Origin of the sequence: Draconibacterium halophilum, from assembly GCF_010448835.1 — a bacterium.
GTDB lineage: Bacteria > Bacteroidota > Bacteroidia > Bacteroidales > Prolixibacteraceae > Draconibacterium > Draconibacterium halophilum.
This window is the reverse complement of sequence record NZ_CP048409.1, coordinates 4848419-4873657: the sequence shown is the minus strand read 5'-3', so window position 1 is coordinate 4873657 and position 25239 is coordinate 4848419. Positions and strand designations below refer to the sequence as shown.

At 41.1% G+C, this 25239-nt stretch carries 25 protein-coding genes; 14 read left to right on the top strand and 11 right to left on the bottom strand.

Going from position 1 to position 25239, the window contains the following annotated elements; translation table 11 throughout:
• Window positions 1-18: 18 nt before the first annotated feature.
• The 3 genes from polA to G0Q07_RS19980 form a co-directional block, all read right to left on the bottom strand.
• Entirely contained in the window at window positions 19-2799 is a 2781-nt protein-coding gene (polA, locus tag G0Q07_RS19990) for a DNA polymerase I (RefSeq protein ID WP_163348816.1), read from the bottom strand.
• A 23-nt stretch (window positions 2800-2822) separates the two neighbouring features.
• Window positions 2823-3272, bottom strand: a complete 450-nt coding sequence (queD, locus tag G0Q07_RS19985) for a 6-carboxytetrahydropterin synthase QueD (RefSeq protein WP_163348815.1) — start codon at window positions 3270-3272, stop codon at window positions 2823-2825.
• A gap of 106 nt (window positions 3273-3378) precedes the next feature.
• Window positions 3379-3870: a manganese efflux pump MntP gene (locus G0Q07_RS19980; RefSeq protein ID WP_203532620.1), complete on the bottom strand. Its 492-nt coding sequence runs from the start codon at window positions 3868-3870 to the stop codon at window positions 3379-3381.
• A 211-nt stretch (window positions 3871-4081) separates the two neighbouring features.
• Here G0Q07_RS19980 and G0Q07_RS19975 point away from each other — a divergent pair, with 211 nt between their 5' ends.
• The 3 genes from G0Q07_RS19975 (at window position 4082) to G0Q07_RS19965 (ending at window position 6084) form a co-directional block, all read left to right on the top strand.
• On the top strand, window positions 4082-4615 hold the full coding sequence (locus G0Q07_RS19975; RefSeq protein ID WP_163348813.1) for an RNA polymerase sigma factor: 534 nt from the start codon (window positions 4082-4084) through the stop codon (window positions 4613-4615).
• Window positions 4578-5015 (top strand): hypothetical protein, encoded by a 438-nt coding sequence (locus G0Q07_RS19970; RefSeq protein ID WP_163348812.1) that lies wholly within the window; start codon window positions 4578-4580, stop codon window positions 5013-5015. Before G0Q07_RS19975 ends, G0Q07_RS19970 begins: the two co-directional genes overlap by 38 nt.
• Window positions 5016-5124: 109 nt before the next feature.
• Window positions 5125-6084 (top strand): DUF4252 domain-containing protein, encoded by a 960-nt coding sequence (locus G0Q07_RS19965; RefSeq protein WP_163348811.1) that lies wholly within the window; start codon window positions 5125-5127, stop codon window positions 6082-6084.
• 72 nt (window positions 6085-6156) lie between these two features.
• On the opposite strand, the gene G0Q07_RS19960 is transcribed toward G0Q07_RS19965, so the two are convergent.
• The 4 genes from G0Q07_RS19960 to G0Q07_RS19945 form a co-directional block, all read right to left on the bottom strand.
• Window positions 6157-6972: a mechanosensitive ion channel family protein gene (locus G0Q07_RS19960; RefSeq protein ID WP_163348810.1), complete on the bottom strand. Its 816-nt coding sequence runs from the start codon at window positions 6970-6972 to the stop codon at window positions 6157-6159.
• Window positions 6973-7084: 112 nt separating this feature from the next.
• Window positions 7085-7351 (bottom strand): acyl carrier protein, encoded by a 267-nt coding sequence (locus G0Q07_RS19955; RefSeq protein ID WP_163348809.1) that lies wholly within the window; start codon window positions 7349-7351, stop codon window positions 7085-7087.
• A 145-nt stretch (window positions 7352-7496) separates the two neighbouring features.
• Window positions 7497-8036, bottom strand: coding sequence for a GNAT family N-acetyltransferase (locus tag G0Q07_RS19950; protein WP_163348808.1), 540 nt, complete (start codon window positions 8034-8036; stop codon window positions 7497-7499).
• Window positions 8023-8925 carry a hypothetical protein gene (locus G0Q07_RS19945; protein ID WP_163348807.1) on the bottom strand — a complete coding sequence of 301 codons (903 nt, stop codon included), beginning with the start codon at window positions 8923-8925 and terminating at the stop codon, window positions 8023-8025. Before G0Q07_RS19945 ends, G0Q07_RS19950 begins: the two co-directional genes overlap by 14 nt.
• A gap of 53 nt (window positions 8926-8978) precedes the next feature.
• Between G0Q07_RS19945 and G0Q07_RS19940 the strand changes: the two genes are divergently transcribed.
• The 4 genes from G0Q07_RS19940 to G0Q07_RS21155 are packed head-to-tail and all read left to right on the top strand — an operon-like array spanning window position 8979 to window position 11951.
• Window positions 8979-9797 carry a peptidylprolyl isomerase gene (locus tag G0Q07_RS19940; RefSeq protein ID WP_163348806.1) on the top strand — a complete coding sequence of 273 codons (819 nt, stop codon included), beginning with the start codon at window positions 8979-8981 and terminating at the stop codon, window positions 9795-9797.
• Window positions 9798-9800: 3 nt separating this feature from the next.
• A complete protein-coding gene (locus G0Q07_RS19935) occupies window positions 9801-10610 on the top strand; it encodes a peptidylprolyl isomerase (protein WP_163348805.1) in 810 nt (269 codons plus the stop codon).
• A gap of 4 nt (window positions 10611-10614) precedes the next feature.
• On the top strand, window positions 10615-11631 hold the full coding sequence (locus tag G0Q07_RS19930; protein ID WP_163348804.1) for a peptidylprolyl isomerase: 1017 nt from the start codon (window positions 10615-10617) through the stop codon (window positions 11629-11631).
• Window positions 11610-11951, top strand: a complete 342-nt coding sequence (locus G0Q07_RS21155; RefSeq protein ID WP_163348803.1) for a peptidylprolyl isomerase — start codon at window positions 11610-11612, stop codon at window positions 11949-11951. Before G0Q07_RS19930 ends, G0Q07_RS21155 begins: the two co-directional genes overlap by 22 nt.
• Here the strand turns inward: G0Q07_RS21155 and G0Q07_RS19920 are convergent.
• Window positions 11943-12566, bottom strand: a complete 624-nt coding sequence (locus G0Q07_RS19920; RefSeq protein ID WP_163348802.1) for an HAD family hydrolase — start codon at window positions 12564-12566, stop codon at window positions 11943-11945. The genes G0Q07_RS21155 and G0Q07_RS19920 overlap by 9 nt on opposite strands.
• Before the next feature lie 91 nt (window positions 12567-12657).
• Between G0Q07_RS19920 and mtnA the strand changes: the two genes are divergently transcribed.
• Entirely contained in the window at window positions 12658-13764 is a 1107-nt protein-coding gene (gene mtnA / locus G0Q07_RS19915; protein ID WP_163348801.1) for an S-methyl-5-thioribose-1-phosphate isomerase, read from the top strand.
• 4 nt (window positions 13765-13768) lie between these two features.
• Window positions 13769-14521, top strand: coding sequence for an S-methyl-5'-thioadenosine phosphorylase (mtnP, locus tag G0Q07_RS19910; RefSeq protein ID WP_163348800.1), 753 nt, complete (start codon window positions 13769-13771; stop codon window positions 14519-14521).
• Window positions 14522-14906: 385 nt separating this feature from the next.
• Here the strand turns inward: mtnP and G0Q07_RS19905 are convergent, their stop codons facing one another.
• The gene (locus tag G0Q07_RS19905) at window positions 14907-15812 is read right to left on the bottom strand and encodes a hypothetical protein (RefSeq protein WP_163348799.1); all 906 of its coding nucleotides are present in this window, start codon (window positions 15810-15812) and stop codon (window positions 14907-14909) included.
• A gap of 182 nt (window positions 15813-15994) precedes the next feature.
• Between G0Q07_RS19905 and G0Q07_RS19900 the strand changes: the two genes are divergently transcribed.
• From G0Q07_RS19900 to yiaK, 5 genes are all read left to right on the top strand, one after another.
• Window positions 15995-17749, top strand: coding sequence for a sensor histidine kinase (locus tag G0Q07_RS19900; protein WP_163348798.1), 1755 nt, complete (start codon window positions 15995-15997; stop codon window positions 17747-17749).
• Between the two features lie 94 nt (window positions 17750-17843).
• Window positions 17844-18536: a response regulator transcription factor gene (locus G0Q07_RS19895; protein WP_163348797.1), complete on the top strand. Its 693-nt coding sequence runs from the start codon at window positions 17844-17846 to the stop codon at window positions 18534-18536.
• A gap of 115 nt (window positions 18537-18651) precedes the next feature.
• The gene (locus G0Q07_RS19890; RefSeq protein ID WP_163348796.1) at window positions 18652-19353 is read left to right on the top strand and encodes an SDR family oxidoreductase; all 702 of its coding nucleotides are present in this window, start codon (window positions 18652-18654) and stop codon (window positions 19351-19353) included.
• Window positions 19354-19358: 5 nt separating this feature from the next.
• Window positions 19359-19682: a MazG nucleotide pyrophosphohydrolase domain-containing protein gene (locus G0Q07_RS19885; protein WP_163348795.1), complete on the top strand. Its 324-nt coding sequence runs from the start codon at window positions 19359-19361 to the stop codon at window positions 19680-19682.
• Window positions 19683-20690, top strand: a complete 1008-nt coding sequence (gene yiaK / locus G0Q07_RS19880) for a 3-dehydro-L-gulonate 2-dehydrogenase (RefSeq protein WP_203532619.1) — start codon at window positions 19683-19685, stop codon at window positions 20688-20690.
• Window positions 20691-20744: 54 nt separating this feature from the next.
• Here the strand turns inward: yiaK and G0Q07_RS19875 are convergent, their stop codons facing one another.
• Together G0Q07_RS19875 and G0Q07_RS19870 are read right to left on the bottom strand one after the other, a co-directional pair.
• A complete protein-coding gene (locus G0Q07_RS19875; RefSeq protein ID WP_163348794.1) occupies window positions 20745-22034 on the bottom strand; it encodes a TolC family protein in 1290 nt (429 codons plus the stop codon).
• Window positions 22027-25227, bottom strand: a complete 3201-nt coding sequence (locus G0Q07_RS19870; RefSeq protein ID WP_163348793.1) for an efflux RND transporter permease subunit — start codon at window positions 25225-25227, stop codon at window positions 22027-22029. The genes G0Q07_RS19875 and G0Q07_RS19870 overlap by 8 nt, the downstream gene beginning before the upstream one ends.
• Window positions 25228-25239: the final 12 nt, after the last annotated feature.

The window sequence follows — 25239 nt, the reverse complement described above, 5'->3', positions numbered from 1 at the left end:
CAATCGCTATAGATTATATTAGTGTGCATCCAGCCAGTTATCAGCAGCGTTGCTTTCAACGGTTAACTGAACGCCAACATCCACAGCATTTTCCATTTCATCTTTCACCAACGCACGAATCGTCTCCAGCTCAGGTTTATACACATCAAAATTCAATTCATCGTGCACCTGCAAAATCATTTTCGACTTCAGGTTTTGCTCTTCCATTTTATTGTGGATGTTAATCATCGCAATTTTGATGATATCTGCAGCCGAGCCCTGAATCGTAGCATTTACCGCATTTCGTTCGGCCATTCCACGTACTACTGCGTTTGCCGAGTTAATATCTTTCAAATAGCGGCGCCGGCCTTTTATGGTTTTAACAAACCCCTGCTCGCGGGCAAGATGAATCTGTTTGTCCATAAAAGCTTTAATCTTCGGGAAATTCTCAAAGTAACCATCAATTAAATCTTTGGCTTCGGTTCGTGGAATATTTAATCGCTGCGATAAGCCAAATGCCGAGATACCGTAAATAATGCCGAAGTTGGCCGTTTTAGCTTTTCGTCGCATATCTGAATCGACTTCGCTTTCGGGTATCTGGTAAATTTTTGCTGCGGTAATGGAGTGAATGTCTTTACCTTCGTTAAAGGCACGTTGCATTTCTTCGTCGCCACTCAGTGCTGCCATAATCCGCAATTCAATTTGCGAGTAGTCGGCCGAGAAAAAAGTATGTTCATCATCCGAGGGAATAAAAGCTTTGCGGATTTCGCGGCCCGCTGCATCGCGGATAGGAATATTCTGCAAATTCGGATTAACGGAACTCAAGCGTCCGGTAGCGGCAATGGCCTGATTGTATGAAGTATGAATCTTCCCGGTTTTCGGATTAACCAGTAGCGGCAAGGCCTCAACATAAGTCGACAACAGCTTTTTCAGCCCCCTGAAATCCAGTACCTTTTGAACGATTGGGTGTTTGTCGACCAAACGGATCAGTACTTCTTCGGCAGTGGAGTATTGTTTGGTTTTTGTTTTTTTCGCTTTTGTATCAATTTTTAATTTCTCAAAAAGAATGGGGCCAAGTTGTTTTGGCGACGACACGTTAAATTCTTCGCCGGCCAGTTCAATAATTTCTTTTTCCAGTTCAATTATCTGTTTGCGCAAAACTTCGGCGGATTTATTTAACTCTTCTGAGTTTAGTTTTACGCCTGCACTTTCCATTTTTACGAGCACAGGTACCAGCGGCATTTCAAGTGTTTCGAAAAGTTCGCGTACCCCCGCTTTATCCAGTTCAGGATTTAAAACATTTTTTAATTGCAAGGTCAGGTCGGCATCTTCACAGGCATAATCGCGCAATTTTTCAGTTGTAACCGAGCGCATGGTCTGCTGATTTTTCCCTTTCTTGCCAATTAAGTTTTCAGTAGGTACTTTTTCGTAATTCAGGTACTGCAAACACAACATATCGAGGTTGTGCTTCATATCGGGTTGAATGAGGTAATGCGCCAACATGGTATCGTAAAGTTTCCCTTTTACCTCAATATCGTAATTCTTCAGAATAAGAATATCGAACTTAATATTTTGCCCTATTTTGGTAATGTTCTTATCTGCAAAAATATCGCGGAACTCATCCATTACCTTTTGTGCTTCCTTGCGATCTGTTGGTATTGTAACACAAAAAGCTTCATGCTCCCTAAACGCAAACGACATACAAACGATCTCGGCAGTTTTTGTGTCGAGGCCGGTGGTTTCGGTATCAAAGCAGAATTCGTTTTGCACCGAAAGTTCGGCCCGCAAACTAGCACGTTGAATTTCGTTTTCAACCAGATAATATTGGTGTGGAACCGATTCGATATTTTCTTTTGTTGCAGGCGTTTCAGTTTCGGCAACAACTTCTTCGGGTGCACCAAAAAGTGTTCCCTGCATGGCTGTTTCCACAGGAGCATCACTGAGTTTTAATCGAGAGATCAGCGTTTTAAATTCCAGCTCATCAAAAAGTTTTTTAAGATCTTCTTTATTGAGGTCGTCCTTTTTCAGTTTTTTTAGATCAAATTCAACCGGAGCATCCGTAATTATGGTTGCCAGTACTTTTGAAAGGCGCACCTGCTCTTCGTTTTCAACGATTCGTTCTTTTTGTTTACCTTTCAGCTTGTCGGTGTTTTTATACAGCTCTTCAATACTTCCGTATTCGGCAATAAGTTTTTGCGCTGTTTTTGGACCAATACCGGGGCATCCCGGAATATTATCTGATGAGTCGCCCATTAATCCAAGAATGTCAATCACCTGATCGGCGGTTTCAATGCCAAAACTTTCCTGTACTTCGGGCAATCCCCAAATTTCCACATCGCCACCGGCTTTTCCCGGTTTGTACATATAAACCTGATCGGAAACCAACTGCGCATAATCTTTGTCAGGCGTCATCATGTAAGTTCTGAAACCCTCTTTTTCTGCTTTTTTGGCCAAGGTGCCAATTACGTCGTCGGCCTCGTAACCTTCTTTTTCAATAATCGGAATATTAAAAGCCTCAATTATTTTACGAATATATGGAATTGATTTGCGCAGATCTTCGGGCATTTCATCGCGGTTGGCCTTGTATTCTTTATACATTTCGTGCCTGAAAGTTGGCGCCGACACATCGAAAACTACAGCCAGATTTTCCGGATCTTCTTTCTCTATCAACTGCACAATGGTGTTGGTTACACCCAGCATTGCCGAGGTATTTACTCCTTTTGAGTTGAATCTTGGATTTCGGATAAAAGCAAAATAACTGCGGTAAATCAGTGCGTAAGCATCTAAAAGAAAAAGTTGTTGCTGTTTGTTTTCAGCCATAATATAAATTTTCAGGGTACGAATTACTTATTGTCTTCTGCAAACCATTCGGCATACGATGTTGGTGTTTCGTAAAGTCGGATACTATACAAAGAAACATCTTCGGGTAGTTCTTGTTGAAGAACCTTGGCAAAATATACACACATATTTTCCGATGTTGGCTGAAAATCGTGAACGATCAGACGTTCAGTAGCTTTAAGAAGGTAGTCCTGGTTTTTATCAGCATAAATTTTGCTCACAACCAGGCTGTGGTCGTACACATTTACAATCTTGTCTTTAACCAGTTGTTTTAGTTTTCCAAAGTCGATCACCATCCCGTCTTTCGGGTGCCCCTGCTCCTCCCTGATTTCACCAAGCAGTGTTACTTCCATGTTGTAAGTATGCCCGTGAATGTTGCGGCACAATCCGTCGTATTCGTAAAGTACATGGGCCATTTCAAAATGAAACTTCTTGGTAACTCTAATCTTCGCCATCGTGTAAATTTTAATGGCGTGAAATTACGGTTTTTATCCGACGTTTGGTATTCTTCACCGAAATAACACTACATTTTGCAAAGATTACGAGGCGAAATGAGAAGAATTAAGCAGCCTGAAGAAAAAGATGTTCGGCCAGTATTTTCAGGCCGATAGCAATTAAAATAATGCCTCCCAGAATTAGCGACTGATGGCTTCTTTTGGCCGAAATGTTTTTACCAAACAACATACCCAGCATAGCCGCAATAAAGGTTACCGAGCCAATAACCAAAACCGGAAACAGAATGGGGATTTCAAGAAAACCAAAACTTAATCCAACAACCAGCGCATCAATGCTGGTAGCAATTGATAATCCAATTAGTACACTAAGTTTAAAAGGATTAAAATTTTTGAGTGTTCCGTCTTCCTTAATGCCTTCCACAATCATTTTTCCGCCGATTAAGGCCAGCAAGCCAAAAGCGATCCAATGATCTATCGAAGCGATCAGGTTTTTTATCGCTTCGCCAATTAACCACCCAATTACCGGGAAAGTTGCCTGAAAAAATGCCAGCGATGCAGCAACCAAAGTGGCTTGTTTAAACTTAATGTCTCTTCTCATTAACCCACATGAAACAGAAACAGCAAAGGAATCGAAACTTAAGCCAATACCGAGAAGTAAAAAGGTTATGAATTTTGCTGTTGTCATTGGTGCCGCAAAAGTAACAAAATTAGTTTTTCTGCTTAGCTTGAGTTTCGGTGTTAAAAGAGAATCGATAATTTTTTTGAAAAGGTTTGTTATAAAACTGAAAGCAACTCGTCAAATATAACAGATGACCACTGAAGAGTTTAAAAATATGGTAATTCCTTACTCGGTAAAGCTGTACCCGATGTTGTTTCGAATTCTGAAAAATGAAGAAGAAACGCGAGACGCCTTACAGGAATTGATGCTCCGGTTGTGGAACCGTAAAGAGGAATTGGTCAAGTGTAGAAATCAGTCGGCCTACATTGTAACGATGGCACGAAATTACAGTTTTGATTTGCTGAAAAAGAAGCGACCGGAAACGATGGATGAGAAACAGGAATATCGGATTTTAAATCTGGAAGCCGGAGGAACAAATTCTGATACGATAGAAAGATATGAGAACGTGAGGCAGGTAATAAACGATCTGCCGGAGAAGTACCAAACGGTTATTCAGTTGCGCGACGTTGATGGCTTTTCGTTTGACGAGATCAAAGAAATAACCGGTTACGAAGTGGCCAACCTGCGGGTAATTCTCTCGCGGGCCAGGCAAAAGGTGAAACAAGAAATTGAAAAAATTTACGATTATGACACATCAGGAAAATATGCTCGACAAATATTATAGAGGTGACACTTCGCTGGAGGAAGAAAAGGAGCTGAAAGCCGCCGTTTCAGAAAGTAAAACAAAAAGTACGGAGCAAGACATTTTCTCTTTTTATGATATTGAATCTGTTGTTCCGGAGGGTTTGGAGGAAGACCTTTTTGCCGGAATTGAAAAACAGGCATTTAAGAAGAAAAGTATTCGAATGCACTTCTACTCGGTTATTTCAGCAGCGGCTGTTGTATTGATTGTGTTAACTGTTTTCCTTGATGTAAGAAATAAAAAGCAAACAAAGTTGGAAGACCAGTTTTTTGTAATGGAGCAAGCCTTGTTCCAGGTGTCGGAAAGTTTGCAGCCTGAACCGGAACCCGACGACATGCTTGTACTTTGGGTAGATGATGATGTGGAAATTATTATAAACTAAGGAATCAAGGACTGAAATGTTGAAGGATTGAGTAAATGTGGAATTAAATAATAAAGGTTTCTGCAGGCCTTATTTATAAATGGAGTAAAAACAATTAAAAATAGAAGAAATGAAAAAGTTAGTAGTAATGGTGTTAATGCTCGGGATTGTGTTCCCGGTATTGGCACAGCAGTCTCAGAGCCTGTTTGAGCAGTTAACAGAAAAATATGCCAACCAGGATGGTTTTAGCGCCAGCATGCTAAGCAGCGATATGTTCGATCTGTACCTGAAAAAGAAAAACATAGATGAAAACTCGGAACTGGCAGAGGCATTGGAAAGTTTGGATAATATTTTGGTGATAAGTCAGAATCGTTTTGGAGTTCGGGCAAATGAATTTTTTGGCGATGAAAAACCGGCAAAAAAAGAAAAGGCGGGTGAAGCCGAATTACACGAAGATATAATCAAACACTACAAACAAAGTGGTTATTCGTTGTTGAAAACCGAAAAGCGTATGGGTGAGGAGGTAAAAGTTTACCTGCAAAGAAATGATGGTTTGATAACGGCATTGGCTTTGGTAACAAATTCGTCAAGATCAACCAGTTTGGTTGAATTAGATGGTGACATTGATTTGTCAAATGTCGCCGACCTGAATAAAGCTTTAAACCTGCGTGGATTGGAGAACTTGTATAAGATTGACAACTCTTCATCAGCGTATTTTCCCGGTGCAGGTTATGTGCGTGATTTTGAGTTTGACGAGGCACGACTGGCTGAAATTGAAGCCCGGGCGCGCGAAATGGCAGAAAAAGCAAGTATGTCGGAAGAACAGATAGCAGAAATTGAAAGACAGGCACAAATACAATTCGAGAAACAGCGCGAGATGGCCGAGAAACACCGTGAGATGGCTGAAAAATACGGAAGGCAACCCATTTTCCTGAACTACCCTGGCGATAGCACTGTGTACTACCTTAACGGTAAAAAAGTAGATGCAGAAAAAATAAAAGAGCTTGAAAAAGGCATGATTCAAACTATAGATGTAAACCAGGATGAGAAGAACAGCGAATTAACAATTGTTCGGATTATTACAAAATAGAGGGAGCAGGTTTTAAACAACAAAGGGCACACCGACCGGTGTGCCCTTTGTTGCTCTTTGCTATATAGTTTATTATTTCTGCACATGTACATCCATTTGCGGGAAAGGAATATTCAGACCTTCCTTATCGAATGTTTTGTATACTTTTTCGTGAAGATCGAAATGAATGCCCCAATAGTTAGCGGCTTCGGCCCATACACGAACCACTAAGTTAACTGAGCTGTCGGCCAGTTCGCTAACGGCAATAAACGGTTCGGCCGGATCATTTATTATTCGCTCGTCGGCTTTTATCAATTTCATTAAAACTTCTTTTGCTTTATCCACGTCATCGCCGTAGGCAATGCCAAAAGTAAAGTCTACCCGGCGTTTTGGCTCGGCAGAAAAGTTAATCATCGATCCGGTTGATAATCCTCCATTGGGAATAATAATGGTTCTGTTGTCCGGTGTTTTTAATATGGTATTAAAAATCTGAATCTCATTAACCGTCCCTGAGTGTCCCTGGGCACTTATATAGTTTCCTACTTTGAATGGTTTAAATAGCAGGATCATTACACCTCCTGCAAAATTCTGCAAGGTTCCGGATAAGGCCAATCCCATTGCCAGACCGATGGCACCTAAGATGGCAATAAATGAGGTCATTTCAACGCCCATCATTCCAATTACCGCTATCCATAGCATAACTTTTAGGGCAATTCCAATAAGGCTGTTAAGAAAGCCACGAAGTGAAGGGTCTACATTTTGTTTCTCAAAACGCTTACGTATAGTACTACTGAGTAATGAGATAACCCATAAACCAATAATAAGCGTGATAATTGCCCCGATTAATTTGGGACCATAAGACATTACTAAATCGTAAATCTTTTCTGATAAATTATTTACTTCTTCCATTTGTTTGGTCATTTAAATTTGATGTAAGATACAAAATTTCATTTGAAATTGTTCAAATAAAAAAGGGACTCTTCTATTGAGGCCCTTTTTTAGTCATTTTTGTTTAAGCTGCTTAATTACTTGAGTAAACCAATTCTCCGCGTAAGTAATGGAGTGTATCGTTTACATTTGAAAAACTATTTAACTTTTCATCTTTTATCCGAATGTCGAAGATGCGTTCTAAATAGTGTGTAAAGATTGTCCAATCGATGTTGTCGAAATTCAGATCCTCATAAAACGAGGCCGTCAAACAAATGTTATCTCTGGTAACACCTGTTTTTCGCAACACCCGGTAGAGGTTTCTTCGAAGCGCCTTTTCTGTAACTGTTTCTGTCTGCATTGTAAAATTTTAAAATTCGAACAAATGAATTTACGGGTCAAATATATAAACTTTCAATGAGTTCGTCTCACTTATTGGCTAATAATCTGCATTATAACCGTTGTTTAACACTTATATCGACATGAAAAGATGGTTAGGGTTGCAGCTATTCTGATGTTTCGTGTTTAAGCTTACTGTAAATTCTAAGGTTGACGTACCCTTTGCTGTGGTGTTCTCCCTGGCGTTCAGTTCCTTCATAAACAAATCCCAGTTTCATTGGAATTTTTTCACTCTGCAAATTTTTTTCGGCTACTTTAATTTGTACGCGGTTCATTTTTTGTTTCTGAAAAGCAAAACGTATAAGTTTTTCTACGCAAGCTGTTACAATACCTTTACCCTGCATTTTTTCGGCCAGCCAGTAGCCAAGTTCAGTCTTTCGGTTCACCCAATCAGTATCCTTAAAACCAATCAATCCGGCAAATTCTTCGTTGTACCAAATGGTATAAACCAGGTCGCTTTTGTCATCCTTTCGTGTAATACTTTCAATAAAAGCTTTGGTGTCAGCAACCTTGCTGGTGTAGTTTACAAACGGAAGCCATTTTTTCAGGAATTCACGATCGTGGTCGATGGTTTGAAAAACAATGTCGGCCATCGACAAATTAATCAGTTCGAGCCTGATTTTGTGGTTTACCCTAATGTGTTCCATCGTTTAGTTTTTTTAAATCGAACAGAAAAACTTGCTGATCGTGCGTTCTGGTTTTTTCGCACGAAACCAGAATGCTGTCGTTGTTTAAAAAACAAATGCCTTCGGTTTGGGCGCCGTCAATTCCTTCCAGATAAATGGTTTGGCTTTGTCCTTCAAAAAAGCGGTCTTCCGGAAAATCTGAAAATAGCCAAATAAACGATTGGAAATTTTCGTAACCAACCAACGCCAATATTTTTTTATTGGGGCTGATATCGGCTCCGGTAACCAGGCCTTTAACATTAAAAGTATCGGTAGGCGTAATGTCGTATTTGCCTTTTTTTGTTGGTAATTCGTACTGCCACGTGGTGCGGTCGCGCCAGTTTTTGCTAAAGAGGTAAAGTTTGTTTTTAAAAGCCACCATCGCTTCGCAATCAAATGGCGTGGTTTGGTCTAAATAAGTAAAGCGCTCCTGGTCGGCGTATTCAAATTCAATCTCTTTCACATCAACTTTTTGCTCGTCTTTGTTCGAAATATCTTTTTTCCTGATTTTATAAATGCGCAAGTTATCCCGGTTGCCTCCATTATTTCCAAAGTCGCCAACAAAAACGTGCTTATCGTTTTGTGTTATCGATTCCCAATCTCTGTTTTTTGCATCGTCAAGCTCAATTTCATATTTTATTTTCCCCGATTTGTTAAACCCATAAAGCTCGTTTTTACCGCCGCTGTCGTTAAATCCCCAAAGATGATCGTCGTAAATCATCAATCCTGATATTTCATTCATTTTACCATCTACTTCCGGAATATATTGTTCGGCTTGTAAGCTTATTCCTGTAGCAATTTCCTTCTTTGTTGGCGATGAACATGAAAAAATCAGGAACATTAAAAGAACGCTGGAGTGAATGTTTATCATCTTTTTATCTTTACAGGAATTTTATAATGTCAAAATAAGAAAATTAAAAACGAATGAAGAAATTAATTGGTTTAATATTAATTGCTTTTATAGGTGTAGGAATTTCGTGCAGCAATGCGAAACAGCGTAGCGAGCAAGATCTGGTTGTCATTTCAACCGAATTTGGCGAAATCAAATTGAAATTGTACGACGATACGCCGGAACACAAAAAGAATTTTCTGAAACTGATTGACGAAGGATATTACGATGGGCTACTATTCCACCGTGTTATGGAAAACTTTATGATTCAGGGAGGCGATCCTGATTCGAAAGATGCAGCACCAGGCGAACGTTTGGGTAGTGGAAATCCGGGTTATACGATTCCGGCGGAGATACTTCCACAACATATTCATAAAAAAGGAGCTTTGGCAGCGGCACGGCGTGGCACGTCAAATCCTGAAAAACGGTCGAGCGGCTCGCAGTTTTATATTGTACATGGCGAGGTTTATACTCCGGGAAAACTGGATACTATGGAAATGATGATGAACAGCCGGGCGAAAAACGAATTCTTACAGGAAAAATTTGCTGAAGCAAAACCCACGCTGGATGAATACCGAAAAAATAACGATCAGGATGGTTTTAACATTTTTGTTTCCGAACTACGTGCAACTGCTGATAGTGCCTGGACTGAGCAGCCAAAATTCGCGTTTTCCGACGCGCAGCGCCAGGCATATACCACCATTGGAGGTTATCCTTCGTTAGATGGAGAGTACACGGTTTTTGGCGAGGTTGTTGAGGGATTAGATGTTTTGGATAAAATTGCTGCCGTTGAAACGGATCAGTATGATCGTCCGAAAACGGATATAAAAATGGAAATACAAAGTACAAAATAGTTTATGTTTAGAACCGGTTTATTAGTTGTATTTATTTGTTTATTAGGGTTTTCAGTGTCTGCGCAATCGCGAATTGTTGAGATTTCGACTAACTACGGCGATATGCGTTTTGAATTGTATGATGACACGCCAAAACACCAGAAAGCTTTTATTGAATTGGCCAACCAGGGTTATTACGATGGCACTTTGTTTTACCGTGTAATCGAGAATTTTCTGATTCAGGGCGGTTCAAAAAGCTCTCGCAACGCACCTCCGGGGAAACGTATTGGTTATGGCGATCCGGATAAAACAGTTGACGACGAAATTCTGGATCACTATTTTCATAAAAAGGGATCGCTTTGTGCGCCGCGTCAACCCGACGAGGTAAACCCGTTTAAGCAGTCGGATATTTCACAGTTTTTTATTGTAAAGGGAAGTGTGCATACCAGTGGTGCTTTGGATACGATGGAAATGGCGGTGAATATTCCTATCCGGAAAAAAATTGTGGAGAAATATATGACGCCCGAAGTTCGTGAGCAGCTGAAACAACTAAAAGAAGAGAAAAAGGTGAAGGAGTTCAGGGAGCTTGCCGGTGAAATAAAAGACAATATTGAAACCGATTACAATTTGAATCCCAATACGCTTGAATTTTCTGATGCCCAGCGCGAAGCTTATACTACTGTTGGCGGTTATCCTGAGCTGGATGGGAAATACACCATATTTGGCGAATGCATTTCGGGATTCGATGTGATAGATAAAATTGCAGCCCTAAAAACTGATGGCAATAACCGGCCGTATAACGATGTGAAAATCAAAGTGAATGTGATTAAGTAGTGTTATGGTAAAACAAATTCTTTTCATATTGCTGGCTGTTGTTTTTTTTAGTGCCTGTGGAAATAAAGCACAAAAACAAGCAACACAGCAGGAAGAAACAACAGTCAACCCGGACGTTGCTGCAGATGAAAAACAGTATATCTGGAATCAGTTGATGTCGTCTATCGCAAAAATTGATTCGTATGATGAAGACCGGATTCTGGAATCGGGGCAGGGATTTTTTGTTGGCGAAGACTTGTTGGTTACCAAATATTCGCTTGTTAATCAGGCTACCAACGTAAAGGTGAAGCCGTTTGACGAGGGTAAAAAATACAACGCTCACAGTTTTGTGGCTTTCGATCGTATAAACGACTTGATTATACTTAAAGTTGACAGCATTCGGCGCGAGCCCATTGAATTACAACGAGACACTTTACCGAACTTTGCCAAATCGTTTTATGTGGCACCAAAAACCGGGAAAACACTGCAGCTTTTTACCGGTAAGGTTCTGAATTTGGCAAATATCAGGGGAAGCAGGTTATACCGCATTACGAACCGAATTCGGACATCGCAATTTGGGGCGCCCATCTTCGTATCAACCGGGAAAGCGATTGGCGTGGCTTATTCCGGAACGGTTAATTTTGAAACGCGGAGTTTTGCTATTCCCTCGGAATTTATTGCCGATATGCTACAAAAAAAATCCGAAACGCCCGAGCCGCTGGATAGGCTAAAAACTACATCGAATGAAAAGCTTGCTGCCGAAAACCGGAAAATAAAAGGGCTGGTACTGGAAACCGATTACGGCAATATCACCATAAAACTGTTTAACGAAACCCCCGAATACCGCGATAATTTTATTAGGCTGGCTAAAGAGCATTATTTCGATAGTTTGCTGATTCACCGTGTGATAGACGACTTCGGAATACAAAGTGGTGCTGCTGATACCCGTTATGCCGTGCCCGGCGCAAGTGTTGGATGGAAGGGCCGGGCTACACTATTCCAGCTCATATTGTTCCTGGATTGTATCATAAACGCGGGATGATTGGTTCGCCGCGAAAACCGGATACAAAAAATCAACGCCGCCGTTCTGATGGATCCCAGTTTTATATCGTTTCCGGCCGTAAATATTTTGATAAGGGGCTGGATGAATTGGAAGAAGCCAATAATTACGAGTTTTCTGCCGGGCAACGACAAGCTTATAAAACAGTTGGTGGTGCACCTCACCTCGATGGTAGTTACACGATTTTTGGGCAAGTAACTTCCGGGATGGATGTGGTTGATAAAATTGTACAGGTAGAAACCGACCGGCGTTGGCGGCCGATTGAAGATATCCGAATAAAACGGGTTCGCATCTTAAAATAGCTCTGTCATTTCCATACCTTTTTGTAACCACAAAGTTTTTAATCCGGCTTTCTGCGCCGCAATGATGTTCTTTTCCAAATCGTCGACAAACAGCGTTTCTTCCGGATTTACACCAGAAAGTGCAATTACCTTTTCATACGAACTGACTTCCGGTTTGCGGTCGTGAATTTCGTGCGAATAATAAACGGCATTAAATAGTGGCGGAAAATCAATTCTATGTTGTGCTTTAAATTCCGCTAGCAATTTGTCGATATGAATTTGATTGGTATTGCTAAATAAATAAACCTTGTATTTTTTGCTGAGTTCCTGCACCTTCTTTACGCGCTGTTCAGGAATATCCAGAATCATGGCACTCCATGCCTCGTCAATCTGTTGATCGGTAAGTTTCTCGTTTTTTAGCAGTTCCCTAACGCCGGTTCTAAATTCAGCAGGAGTAATTTTTCCAACTTCAAGATTATAGAAAATCGGGTCGGCATACGCATTTTTGTGGTCGAGAACTTCTTTATCGCTGCCAATTTTATGAAAGGCTTTTATAGAAGCATCAAAATCAAGGTTTAGCAACACACGCCCTAAATCAAAAATGATGTTTTTTATGTTTGAAAGGTCTGCTTTCATATTTCAAAATTTATATTCACGAAAGTAAGCATTTCGGGAAAATCTTTTTTAACTTCATATAAATCTTTTAAAAAGCGGAAGTTTACAATCAATGAAAATTCAGGAAAAACATTATCATACTATTTGGATAGATGAGGACGATCCGACAATTGTTCAGGTTATCGATCAACGAAAATTGCCGTTTGTATTCGAAACTTTTGCTATGTATTCGGCCGACGATGCTTTTTTTGCTATTAAAGAAATGGTGGTTCGTGGTGCTCCTTTAATTGGGGTAACTGCGGCTTATGGCATGTATCTGGCAACTCGTCATTTGAAAAATGAAAATTGGGAAGAGGACTTAACTCAGGTGGCTAAGTATTTAAAATCATCGCGTCCAACGGCTGTTAATCTTGCTTTTGCCGTGGATGAAATGTTGGTTTTTATTTTGGCTCACAAAGAGGATAAGGAATTGGAAGCAAAAGTACTGGCAAAAGTCGGCGAATTAAAGAAGCAGGAAATTGATTTTGGCGATCAGATAGGAGAGCATGGGTTGGAAATTATCGAGGCCATTTATAAAAAGAAAAGAACTACAGTGAACGTTTTAACCCACTGCAATGCCGGCTGGTTAGCGTGTATTGATTGGGGAACAGCAACCGCGCCTATTTATAAGGCACATTTAAAGGGAATTCCGGTGCATGTTTGGGTGGATGAAACGCGCCCGCGAAACCAGGGAGCACGATTAACGGCCTACGAATTGGGAGAACAAGGTGTGCCGCACACCGTTATTCCCGACAATGCGGGTGGCCATTTAATGCAACACGCTTTGGTTGATGTGGTAATTGTGGGTAGCGACCGAACAACTGTTACCGGCGATGTAGCCAACAAAATAGGTACCTATTTAAAAGCTTTGGCTGCTCACGATAATAACGTGCCTTTTTATGTGGCGCTGCCATCGAGCACTTTCGATTGGGAAATGAATGACGGCGTAAAAGAAATTCCCATTGAACAACGTGATGGCAATGAAGTGGCGGCGATTGAGGGTTGGCACGATGATCAGATAAAAAAGGTGCGTTTAGTTCCTGAAAAAAGTATGGTAGCTAATTATGGTTTCGATGTAACTCCGGCCCGTTTGGTAAGCGGCTTGATATCGGAACGTGGCATTTGCAAAGCGAATAAAGAAAGTATTTTAAAATTATATCCGGAGAAAAATAATAGATAGTATCATGAAAAAAATTGCAATAATTGGTGGTTCCGGGCTGGAAGACCCCGCCATTCTGAAAGAGGCAACAGAGGTAAATGTTGAAACGCCTTATGGTGCGCCTTCGTCGTCGTTTAAATGTGGAAAGATTGGAGGCGTGGATGTGGTCCTATTATCGAGGCACGGCCGCGATCATTCTATTCCGCCAACAGATGTGAATAACCGCGCAAATATTTGGGCTATAAAAGAGTGGGGGTGTTCGCACATTCTGGCAACCACCGCATGCGGGAGTCTTCGCTTGGAAATTGGTCGCGGAGAGCTTGTAATGCTCGATCAGTTTATTGATTTTACCCGCTTCAGAAAGACTTCTTTTATAGATAAATTTGAAGACGGGAAATTAAATCACCCGGCAATGTCGGATCCGTTTAACTGGAAATTACGTCATAAATTGATTGAAAATGCTGAAGAGATGGATTTGGGATTTCATAAAAGCGGAACGGTAATTACAATTGAAGGACCACGTTTCTCGACACGTGCCGAGTCGAATATGTTTCGGGCCTGGGGAGCCGATGTTATTAATATGTCGACAGCACCCGAGTGCGCCCTGGCTAATGAGCTGGAGATTCCTTATGCTGCCGTTGCCATGAGCACCGATTACGATTGCTGGAATGTGGATGAAGCGCCTGTTACCTGGGAAGAGGTGCTGAAAGTGTTTAACGAGAATGTTAAGCATGTAATTGCGCTTTTGCAAAATACTATAATCTCGCTACAAAAATAGAGTTACGATGAATGGTTGAATCGCATTTTTGGCACAGCATTTGTTAAACACATTACAACTGCTTCAATGCCATGAAAAGTAGTTTTTATAACCGTTCAGTTAGTACTAGATAATTCAGCCAACCTTCATTGTTTGGCTATTCAGTTTCCGGCGGCACTCAAATGAGAGCCGCTTTTTTTATGAAGCTTAGCGATAAAAAACAACAAAGCCAGTACAACGAATTGTACGGGCTTTGTTGCTTCTGAACCTGTATTTTATACCAATTGTATTTCAAAGTGAGCTTTGGCGAAACTTTGAGATTACAATGGTTAATGCCGATAGAAAATTAAAAAGCTTTGGGGGAGTTTGCGAACCTAAAGCTCAATTTGATTTCTAATCGGTATAATTAGTTTTCTTTCTCTTCTACCTCCACATCAACTTTCATCTCACCATCTTTTTTTGTTTTTTTGATGATGATCTTTTTACCGTCTTTTTCAATTACCTGCGTGTCTTCATCGCTTTCTTCAACGGTCCAGGTTTTACCATCTTCCAAAATTTCAACACGACCTTCGTCATCTGCAATTATTTTAATTTTTTTAGACATATTGGAGTGACCACTATGCAGGATCATTGGTGCTGAACCACCGCCGTGCATAATAATTTCTTCGTGTACTTCAACATCTTCTTCGCTTGGTTTTTCACGAACGATCACGATCTTTTCTTTCCCATTTCTCAGTTCTTTTCTATCATATGAAATAATTCCGGGGTCGCTTAAGTCGATCACATTCCCGCTTTTTTGTTTGTCGATGCGAATTACTTTTGGGCTTGACGAACGCGGTGCACCAAAAAACATTTCGTTGCCATTTTTGCTGTGCCACTTCATCATGTCGGAAGAAATATCGTCCGAAATTGCTTTAATCATTATATGTTTTGTTGAGTCTCCATCATTGGTTTTGAATTCGTAGATCATTGACTCTGAGGCTCCGTCTCCTTTCATAATAATTACATTTCCGTTTTCATCGGTTTCTACATCTACGTCAATGTCCATGTCAAAATCGAAATCCTCTTCTGAAACCCATTTCAAACCTTTTCCACCTTCGATAGTGTCTCCGTTCCATACAAAAATCTGGTCGGCTGTTATTACTGTGTCGATTTCCATTTTTTTACCGTCGTCGCCAACCTTCACCATCTTAATGTGCTTTTTCCCCTTTTTTGTTTTTGGAGGATCCTGTGGTGCTTCCATAATTGAGATGGCAGATGAGAACAGCAGGGAAAGGGCTAAAATTCCTGTAAGTGATAGTACTTGTTTCATGTCGTTTATATAATTAATTAATATTTTGTTATTCGTTTAATTCCAAACGCCGAAATCAATTTCTGATTCCCGAAACAAATATAGGTCGAAGCTTGTCAATCAGTCCGTTAAAGGCCGGTTAAAATCTGTTAAGGAAAAGTTAAAATCTACAATGGGCAGTTTGATTTGCCTATATTTGAATCATGAACAAAATGCTTTTTACCGGATTGATCGTTTTAATGGGCATCTCCATTTTGGGTATCATTACCGTTCAGCTGGTGTGGATGAACAACGCCGTCAGGGTAAAAAACGAGATGTTCGAACGTGGTGTTAATCAGGCGATGCAGCAAACGGTTAGTCGTTTGGAAGACCTGCACAATCTGGGAGTTGTAAATGAAATGGTTTTTGCCGGCGATTCGGCTGATTTGCTCCATGATTTTGATATGGATGTTGAATTTGAAACGGATTCGGATAAAGAGCTTACATGGAATGTGTCTCCCAGCCAGGCACGCGTTTTTCGAAAATATAATGACTCAACGCGGCGTCCTGTAAAGGTCATCCGCGAATTTGCACCTGGCAATCAGGAAGCCCGCATTGAAATTCGCATCGACAACGATTCCGATAGTCGAAAAGTGCAAAGGTACACTTACAATTTGAGTTCATCCGGAACCGGTTCAAATCACGTTGTAATTGCCGGTGATGATGTGGATGCCGGTAATGTTGTATTTGTAAAAAGCGACACGATAATAAGAAGTGCCGACTCGCTTTATACTATTAGCACGGTGAGAATTGATTCGCTGCTCACCGATTTGGATACTTTTGAAATTCTTGCCCCCAATATTTCAAAACGTGTAAAACTTAAAGCCACTAACCTAAAACGAATGGCCAATAAAGTAGTTACCGAAGTGGCTACATGGGATGTGCGTCAACTGGACGAGAATCTGATTTACGATGTGTTAAAAAAGGAGCTTGACGAAAACAATATTCCGCTCGATTTTGAATATGGTATTTTTCGTGGCGACGAGCTGAGTTTCCCAAAACCGGTTAGCGATTCGGCGGGAGTTGCAAACACTGCTTTTCAAGCTCAACTTTATCCCAACGATATTTTCCAGAAAGACATAAAGCTGGCTGTGGTATTTCCTGATCGCGATAGTTTTATTTATCGTTCATTAAACTGGTTGTTAATGGCTTCGTTTCTATTCTCGCTAATCATTTTAATGACGTTTGCCCTCAGTATTTTTTACATTATACGGCAGAAGAAAATTTCTGATATGAAATCGGATTTTATTAATAATATGACCCACGAGTTTAAAACACCAATCGCAACAATTTCGGTGGCAACGGATTCAATTACCAATCCGAAAGTGGTGGGTGATGAAGAGCGGATAAAATATTTTGCGGGTATGATTAAAAAGGAAAATACCCGCATGAATCGGCAGGTGGAGGATATTCTGACAATCGCGCGTCTCGACAGGAAAGATTTTGAATTTCACTGGGAAACCATCGATGTGCACGACCTGATTAGCGACGCCGTTCAGGGAATTAAATTGCAGGTTGAAAAACGGGGTGGTAAGATTAAGTTGGATTTTAAAGCCATAAATTCAATGGTAACTACCGACCGGATTCATTGTACAAATGTGGTTTATAACCTGATCGACAATGCCAATAAATATTCCGGCGATACACCCGAGATTACTGTGACAACTGTTAATCAGCAAAAAGGTGTGGTGGTTTCGGTGGCAGATAAAGGAACTGGAATGACGAAAGCCGTTCAGGCAAAAATATTTGAACGTTTTTACCGCCAAACCAGTGGTAATATTCACAACGTAAAAGGATTTGGGCTGGGCCTGAGTTATGTAAAGGCCGTGTTGGAAGCTAACCACGGAACCATTTCCGTGAGCAGTGAACCCGACAAGGGAAGCAAATTTGATGTATTTTTACCTTTTGTGAGGGAGTAACAAAATAGTTGTCATTTCGAGGGAGGAACGACAGAGAAATCTGTTACAGATTTCTCTCCGTCAGTTGACGGATCGAAATGACAAGAAGAAAGAAATGACAGTTAAACAGCACATATTTTTGGTGGAAGACGACCTGAGTTTTGGGGCAGTTTTAAAATCGTATCTCGAGTTGAACGACTTTGAAGTTACCTGGGTTGACGACGGAAAATATGCCGTGGATAAATTCAAAACCGGATCTTTTCAAATCTGCATTCTGGATGTGATGCTGCCCAATGTCGACGGGTTTACAATCGGTACCGGAATACGTGAACTTGATGCAACTATTCCAATGGTTTTTCTCACCGCCAAAACCTTAAAAGAAGACATTCTGAAAGGCTATAATGTTGGTGCCGACGATTATATTACCAAACCTTTTGATACGGAAGTTTTGCTTTGTAAAATTCAGGCGATTATCAAACGGCAGTCGGTGCAACCGATAAGTGATGCATTTCTTTTTACACTCGGATCGTACGAATTTGACTCGAAGTTGCGTGTTATTGTTCGTGATGGAGAAAAACAAAAGCTGTCGCCAAAAGAAGCCGACTTGCTAAAACTGCTTTGCCAAAATAAAAATGAATTGCTTTCGCGCGAAACAGCACTGCGCAAAATTTGGGGCGAAGACGGTTATTTTACCGCCCGCAGCATGGACGTGTTTATTACCAAACTTCGTAAATTTCTGAAAGACGATCCGAATATCGAGATTAAGAATATTCATGGCAGCGGATTCCTTTTGGAAGTTAATTCTTGATAGAACGCTGATGGCACTGATCGAAAATGATAAACGCAGATCGGTAGATTAAAATCCACAAATAGCTGTTTTTTCAGGATTCCTCTTTTTATCTTTAGGATTCAAATTCAAAAATATGAATGAAATTAAAACTGCTGTAATAACCGGAGCAGGAAAAGGAATTGGGAAAGCTCTTGCCACAGGACTGGCGCAGTTGGGGTACCAAACTATTCTTGTGGGCCGAAACAAACAAAATCTTGAGCAGGTTGCCCAACAAATTGGGAGCAATGCAAAAATATTGCAGCTTGATATTACCGACAGGCCAGCCGTTAAAGAAGCTATTTCCAAAATTATTGCAGACAATGGAAGTATTGATGTTTTAGTGAATAATGCCGGCATTCATTTTAGCGGATCTGTGGATATTGCGGAGGATGAATTTGAGAAAATGCTGGAGACAAATCTTACTGCTCAATACGGAGTACTAAAAGAAGTTGTTCCGGTAATGAAAGCACAAAAATCCGGATACATTTTTAACGTGGCATCGCGCTCAGGGAAAGTTGGTTTTTCCGGCGGAGGAGCTTACAGTGCCTCTAAATTTGGCTTGGTTGGATTAAGCGAATCGCTTTACCGCGAGTTGAATCCGCTGGGAATAAAAGTAACAGCTTTGTGCCCGGGCTGGGTAAACACCGACATGGCTTTTGATGCCGGAACACCTTTGGAAAGCGCGCAAATGATTCAGCCGGATGACCTTTTTAAAACGATCGAATGGTTGCTTCAACTTTCTCCCGGAGCTTGTGTAAAAGAAATAATTTTAGAATCACCCAACAGTATAAGTTAAGAACTATGCCAAAATTAAAAGATCAACCGCAACTTGCCGATTTCCAACGTTATGTTTTGGCATTGGAAGAAGAACGGGGTTTTGCGGAACAAACTGTTATTGACAAATGTCTGTTGCTTGGCGAGGAAGTAGGCGAATTATTTAAAGCCGTTCGGAAGACAGAGGGATTGCTCGTAGATTCGAATTCCAGATTCAATGAAATTGGTGATGAATTGACTGATATTTTTATCTATATCTGTGCCATTGCTAACCGAAAAGGAATTGATCTGGAAAAGGCTTTCCGAGCGAAGGAAGAAAAGAACAAACAACGAACCTGGGAAACTATTTAAATGAATACAATAAGAGTTTCATATTCTGAAATGAAGTCAGTCTTTAAACGGATTCTAATTCAGAATAATTTTACAGAAAAAAAGGCTGAAAGGTGCGCTGAAATATTCACCACGAGTAGTGTTGAAGGAATTTATTCGCATGGTATTTACCGTTTTCCCCGATTTATTGATTACATAAAAAAGGGGCTTGTAATACCCGATGCTGAACCCGAAAAAAAGCATTCGGCCGGAGCATTGGAGCAATGGGAGGGAAATCTTGGACCGGGACCCGTTAATGCCGAAATTTGCACCAACAGAGCTATGGAAATTGCTTCAGTTAATGGTTTGGGATGTGTAGCTATTGCAAATACCAACCACTGGATGCGCGGCGGAACCTACGGGTGGCAGGCTGCCCGAAAAGGGTATGTTTTTATTGGCTGGACCAATACGGAGAAAAATATGCCGGCATGGGGAGCAAAAGAAAGCAAACTGGGGAATAATCCCCTCGTTTTTGCTGTTCCTTTTGGAGATGAAGCCATTGTTCTGGACATGGCGATGACACAGTTTTCGTACGGAAAAATAGAGACATTTAAAGTAGAAGGGAAAGACCTTCCGTTTGCAGGAGGTTTTAACAAAATTAATGAACTAACAAATCATCCTAAGGAAATTTTGGAAACGATGCGAGGCCTGCCAATTGGTTATTGGAAAGGAGCAGGTTTGTCGTTGTTGCTCGATATATTGGCAACTATTTTGTCAGCCGGATTATCGACGGGGGAACTAAGTAAGCGCGGAAAGGAATATGGCGTTTCGCAGGTGTTTGTAGCTATCGACATTCAGCAACTTAAGAACTTCCCGTCTATTGAAAAAACGATTTCGTCGATAATTGAAGACTTTAAAAGCGCAGCGTTAATTGATCCGAAAGAACCGGTAAAATATCCGGGCGAAAGGGTGGTAAATGTACGAAAGGAAAATCTTCGGATTGGAATTCCTGTCAACGAAAAAGTGTGGGAGGAAATTTTAAACCTGTAAAAGAAAATTGAAGCAAGCCGACGAAAGGAAAGGTTTCATCGGCTTGCTTTTTTATTATTCGTATTCCTGAACAATTACGCCGGTTAAGCGCAATAAGGATGTTTGAGCATTAATAAAATTATAGATCGCTTCCAATTTTCCTTGTGCAGCACGTAGATAAATCTCCTGTACATCGCGGAAGTTGAACGAGTTAATGGCTCCGGCTTCAAACTTCTCGCGCGAAATTTGCAGATTCAGCCGGGCTGCCTGTAGGTTCTCGTCAGCAACCATAAGTAATTCTTTGCGAACCTGGTAAAACTCAAACAGGTTGGCCAGGCTGTTATCCAGATCATGCTGCATATCTGTCAATTGAATTTCAGCAATGTCGCTGTCAATTTCAGCAATTTGCAGTGCGCGTTTTCTGTTTCCACCGCTAAATAAATTCCAGCTTAAAGTAAAATTACCATAAAAGTTGGCCGAGTTGTTCCAATCCATATCCGTGTCGCCAATTTTGCTTCCGGCACGCATTCCTGTTATTCCTCCCGAAAAATCCAACGACGGCGAGAAAGCACTTTTTGCCGAAGCAATGGCATTTTCCAACAGACGCTGATTAATATACTGGTTCTGCAAACTTTTGTTGTTTTCAATCATTTGTGCCCTCAGGTCGGCTATTGCATAATCCTCAGTAATGGCCTCGAAATTATCCGTGTACTCGTAGTCTACGGCTTCTTTCTCGGCCATTAAATAAGCCAGGTTTCTTTTTGAGTTTTTATACGAAACTTCCTGTAAAAGATAGTTTGATCTGTCGGCCAGGTAAGCATTTTGTGCCTGCAATACATCGTAAGTAACAGCCGATCCGTATTCTTTTTGCTGCTCGGTTTTCTGAAAACGATCTTGCGACAATGCCATTACTTCGTTGTATGTTGCCAGGATTTCTTTTTGCAGCAAAACATCGTAGTAGGCAAGAATCACCGATTGAATGGTGCCTTCAACCATTACTGCCGTATTGTTTTTCGATAGGTTCTCCAACTCCTCGAGGCGGGTTTTGGTGATGTTTACCGAGTAACCATCAAAAATAGTCCAATTTACTGATGCCCCACCCGACAAATTTATTGAAGTTAGATTGTCGCCATCAACGGCACGGTACGAGTTATTATCGCCCAACGAGAGATTGATGTATGGGTATCTACCAGCGGTTCCCCAGTTGTTTTCAATTTCAGCAATCGTTTGGTTTTGTTTAGCAATAACAATGTCGTAGTTATTTTCCAGGGCCTTTATAATGGCATTGGTAAGCGAAAGTGGCTGCTGGGCCTGTGCAAACAACCCCGTAGCCATTATTAAGATCAGTGTTAGTATTTTATTCATTTGTTTCCTCCTCTTCGTGATAAATGCTGTTGTCGATTTTTCGTTGTGCATTTTGCCATGCAATTTCCACGTGTTCACGTTCAAATTCTCTACCGTACCATTGTTCGCGAACAAATTTTCTGAGATCATTCAGCACTAAAATAAGTGCAGGGAAGAATAACAGAATAAACATGGTTCCGAAAGCAACGCCGTAAACCAGCGAAATAGCCATTGGAATTAGGAATTGTGCCTGGAAACTAGTTTCTAAAATAAGCGGATAAAGGCCAAAACCAGTAGTAAGCGTTGTTAAAATAATTGGGCGTAGCCTTGATTTTCCGGCTTCAACAATGGCGTCTTTAACTTTCAGTCCTTGCTCAATAAGTAGGTTGTACTTGGCAAGAAATACCACGGCATCGTTAACAATTACACCGGTAAGTGCAACAATACCCCACAAACTTAGTATTGAGAGAGGTTTGCCGTGTATGCCATGTCCCCAAACTGCTCCCAAAATGGAGATTGGAATCATGATAAGAATGATCATTGGTTGTTCAAACGATCGGAAACTAATCATTAGAATAAAAATAATAGCCAGGAAAGCCATTGGGAAAAGGAAGGCTAAGTCGCCCATGTTTCTCTCACTCTCGCGTTGCTGGCCTTGAAAGATTACTGAAACTCCGGGGTATAATACTTCAAGTTCGGGTATTACTTCTGTTTTAATGAGGTCCAGTGTTTCGGTAACAGACGCATCCGGGTCAACCATATCGGCATTTACGCGAATTTCGCGTTTACCATTAAAACGGTTAATATTTACCGGACCACGCTTCATATCGTAATCCACCAGCTCCATTAACGGGTATTCGCCCTGTGGAGTTTTTACTTTCATTTTCTCCAGTTGTCCGATGCGTTCGCGCCCTTCGGCCGGGTATCTCACCCAAATACGAAGTTCATCGCGGCCAACCTGCAATCGTTGTGCCTGTCCCCCGTAAAATGCCTGACGTACCTGTCCGGCAATGTATGTTTCGTTTAAGCCAAGCATGTAAGCTTTTGGTTTTAATTCGAGCAGAATTTCCTGTTTCCCCAGAGCATTGGTGTTTACCACGTCTTTTAATTGAGGATATCGGAGAAGTCTGTCCATAATAAAATCGCGCGCGGCTTCCAACTCTTCTGTATTTCTCGACATTAATCCAATAGAAACCGGATTGCCAAATCGGTTGCTGGCGCCAATGGTAAATTTTTCTGCCTCGGGTACGTTTCCTATTTTCTGGTTTAACAATCGTATAATTTCAAAGGAACTAATTCCTGTTTCTTCGGAGTTTCGTGGTGACACATCAATGTTTCCAGAGTGTGCACCACTTTCTTCGCGGTTAAATGCTGAACCAAGATTTATAATACTGTTTTCGATAACAGGCAGCGTTTCGTTGTATTCATCCATCAACTGCTCGTTTACTACCCATACAATACTATCGAAACGCTCCAGATATTCCATGGTTTGACGTTCTCCTGAACCGGGTGTGAATGCAATATTTATATTAAACGAATCGAACTCCATTCGAGGGAAGAACGTTGTTTTAATTAGCTGTCCACCAATTAGTCCCATTGTAATAACAATCATTGCCACCGGAATTCCCAGCACAATGTAGCGCCACTCCAAAACCAGTTTAATTACCCTGTCGTAAGCATAATCGCGCAACCAGTTAAAAAAGCGTTCGGTGTATTTTCGTAATCCTTTTGCTTTGCGGGTAAGGGTTTTTCGGTTTAATACCTTTTCGTTTCCGAGGTGAGCCGGAAGGACCAGAAAAGCTTCAATCAATGAAATGAGCAAACTGGCAATTACAATCACTGCCATTTCATACATCATTTCCATGCGTCCGGTAATAAATATCAGTGGCGAAAATGCTGCAACTGTTGTTAAAACTGATGAGGTTACAGCAGGAATTACTTCAACTGTTCCATCAACTGCGGCACGCATGGGGCTTTTCCCCCGTTCAAAATGCTGGAAGATATTTTCCCCGATCACAATACCATCATCAACCAGAATACCAATTACCAGTATCATTCCAAAAAGCGACATCATATTAATGGTGACTCCCATAATATTGGCGACGATAAACATACCCAGAAATGAAGCCGGGATTCCCCACGCTACCCATAACGATAAACGGGTACTGAGCATGATTCCAAGTATTAAAACAACAAGAATCAGTCCCATTCCGCCGTTGGTGTAAAGCAAATCAAGACGCGATTTTAACAGGTCGAGAAACGAGCGAGAATAAATTAATTTAACCCCATGAGTTTGGGCATTAAATTCTGCTACATATTCTTTAACGTATTCATCAATCTCATCAAGGTCTTCCGTAATCAGCTTCATTATGGTGATGCTGATCAGTGGATTTCCTTTTTCCAATGCTTTGTTGGGCACATCAGAGAATTTCATTTTTACGCTAGCAATATCATTAATTCGCAGTACGCTGCCATCGGGATTTGCCCGTAAAATAATGTTGCCAATCTTGTTCGGGTCTGCACTTCTTGAGCGTAAACGAATTAAAAGCTCTTCATCTTTCGAACGGATCTGTCCGCCCGAAACATCGCGGTTATTATTGGTAATTGCACTTTGCAGATCGTTGAATGTTAATCCATAACGCAGCAAGTCTTGTTCATCCGCTTCAACCGAAATCTCAAGACTCGGGAAACCTGAAATGGTAACCTGACTCATGATTCCGGAGCCCAGAAAATCTTCTTCAATCTGCTGGGCGTAGGATTTCAGCGTCATCAAATCAACGTCGCCGGTAACCAGTAAACGGGCCGCCGGCGATGTGGTTCGTGTTTTTGCCACAATGGGCCGTTCAGCAGCTGTTGGTAATGCCGAAATTCCGTCAACCGCATTTTTTACTTCTATAAGTGCTTCATCAATATCGTATCCGGGTTGAATTTCAATACGCACACTGGCACTGTTTTCTGCCGATACCGAATTGATCTCGTAAATGCCGGGAATGGCTCTTACCGCTTCCTCTATCCTGGAGGTAACCCCTTCTTCCATCTCAACCGGCGATGCACCGGGATAGACCACACGAACAGTGATCATATGCGATTCGCGCTCGGGAAAGAAAGATTTCTTCATGGAAAGAAAACTTATGCTACCCACAACAATCAGGAAAAGCAGGATCAGATTCGCGTAAAAGGGAAATTTTACAAAAAGTTCAACTATCTTTTTCATTGAGCTGTCTCC

Bases quoted from the DNA above. Each gene is read 5' to 3' on its own strand.
- polA (WP_163348816.1), bottom strand. From the start codon at position 2,799: ATGGCTGAAAACAAACAGCAACAACTTTTTCTTTTAGATGCTTACGCA.
- queD (WP_163348815.1), bottom strand. From the start codon at position 3,272: ATGGCGAAGATTAGAGTTACCAAGAAGTTTCATTTTGAAATGGCCCAT.
- G0Q07_RS19980 (WP_203532620.1), bottom strand. From the start codon at position 3,870: ATGAGAAGAGACATTAAGTTTAAACAAGCCACTTTGGTTGCTGCATCG.
- G0Q07_RS19975 (WP_163348813.1), top strand. From the start codon at position 4,082: ATGACCACTGAAGAGTTTAAAAATATGGTAATTCCTTACTCGGTAAAG.
- G0Q07_RS19970 (WP_163348812.1), top strand. From the start codon at position 4,578: ATGACACATCAGGAAAATATGCTCGACAAATATTATAGAGGTGACACT.
- G0Q07_RS19965 (WP_163348811.1), top strand. From the start codon at position 5,125: ATGAAAAAGTTAGTAGTAATGGTGTTAATGCTCGGGATTGTGTTCCCG.
- G0Q07_RS19960 (WP_163348810.1), bottom strand. From the start codon at position 6,972: ATGGAAGAAGTAAATAATTTATCAGAAAAGATTTACGATTTAGTAATG.
- G0Q07_RS19955 (WP_163348809.1), bottom strand. From the start codon at position 7,351: ATGCAGACAGAAACAGTTACAGAAAAGGCGCTTCGAAGAAACCTCTAC.
- G0Q07_RS19950 (WP_163348808.1), bottom strand. From the start codon at position 8,036: ATGGAACACATTAGGGTAAACCACAAAATCAGGCTCGAACTGATTAAT.
- G0Q07_RS19945 (WP_163348807.1), bottom strand. From the start codon at position 8,925: ATGATAAACATTCACTCCAGCGTTCTTTTAATGTTCCTGATTTTTTCA.
- G0Q07_RS19940 (WP_163348806.1), top strand. From the start codon at position 8,979: ATGAAGAAATTAATTGGTTTAATATTAATTGCTTTTATAGGTGTAGGA.
- G0Q07_RS19935 (WP_163348805.1), top strand. From the start codon at position 9,801: ATGTTTAGAACCGGTTTATTAGTTGTATTTATTTGTTTATTAGGGTTT.
- G0Q07_RS19930 (WP_163348804.1), top strand. From the start codon at position 10,615: ATGGTAAAACAAATTCTTTTCATATTGCTGGCTGTTGTTTTTTTTAGT.
- G0Q07_RS19920 (WP_163348802.1), bottom strand. From the start codon at position 12,566: ATGAAAGCAGACCTTTCAAACATAAAAAACATCATTTTTGATTTAGGG.
- mtnA (WP_163348801.1), top strand. From the start codon at position 12,658: ATGAAAATTCAGGAAAAACATTATCATACTATTTGGATAGATGAGGAC.
- mtnP (WP_163348800.1), top strand. From the start codon at position 13,769: ATGAAAAAAATTGCAATAATTGGTGGTTCCGGGCTGGAAGACCCCGCC.
- G0Q07_RS19905 (WP_163348799.1), bottom strand. From the start codon at position 15,812: ATGAAACAAGTACTATCACTTACAGGAATTTTAGCCCTTTCCCTGCTG.
- G0Q07_RS19900 (WP_163348798.1), top strand. From the start codon at position 15,995: ATGAACAAAATGCTTTTTACCGGATTGATCGTTTTAATGGGCATCTCC.
- G0Q07_RS19895 (WP_163348797.1), top strand. From the start codon at position 17,844: ATGACAGTTAAACAGCACATATTTTTGGTGGAAGACGACCTGAGTTTT.
- G0Q07_RS19890 (WP_163348796.1), top strand. From the start codon at position 18,652: ATGAATGAAATTAAAACTGCTGTAATAACCGGAGCAGGAAAAGGAATT.
- G0Q07_RS19885 (WP_163348795.1), top strand. From the start codon at position 19,359: ATGCCAAAATTAAAAGATCAACCGCAACTTGCCGATTTCCAACGTTAT.
- yiaK (WP_203532619.1), top strand. From the start codon at position 19,683: ATGAATACAATAAGAGTTTCATATTCTGAAATGAAGTCAGTCTTTAAA.
- G0Q07_RS19875 (WP_163348794.1), bottom strand. From the start codon at position 22,034: ATGAATAAAATACTAACACTGATCTTAATAATGGCTACGGGGTTGTTT.
- G0Q07_RS19870 (WP_163348793.1), bottom strand. From the start codon at position 25,227: ATGAAAAAGATAGTTGAACTTTTTGTAAAATTTCCCTTTTACGCGAAT.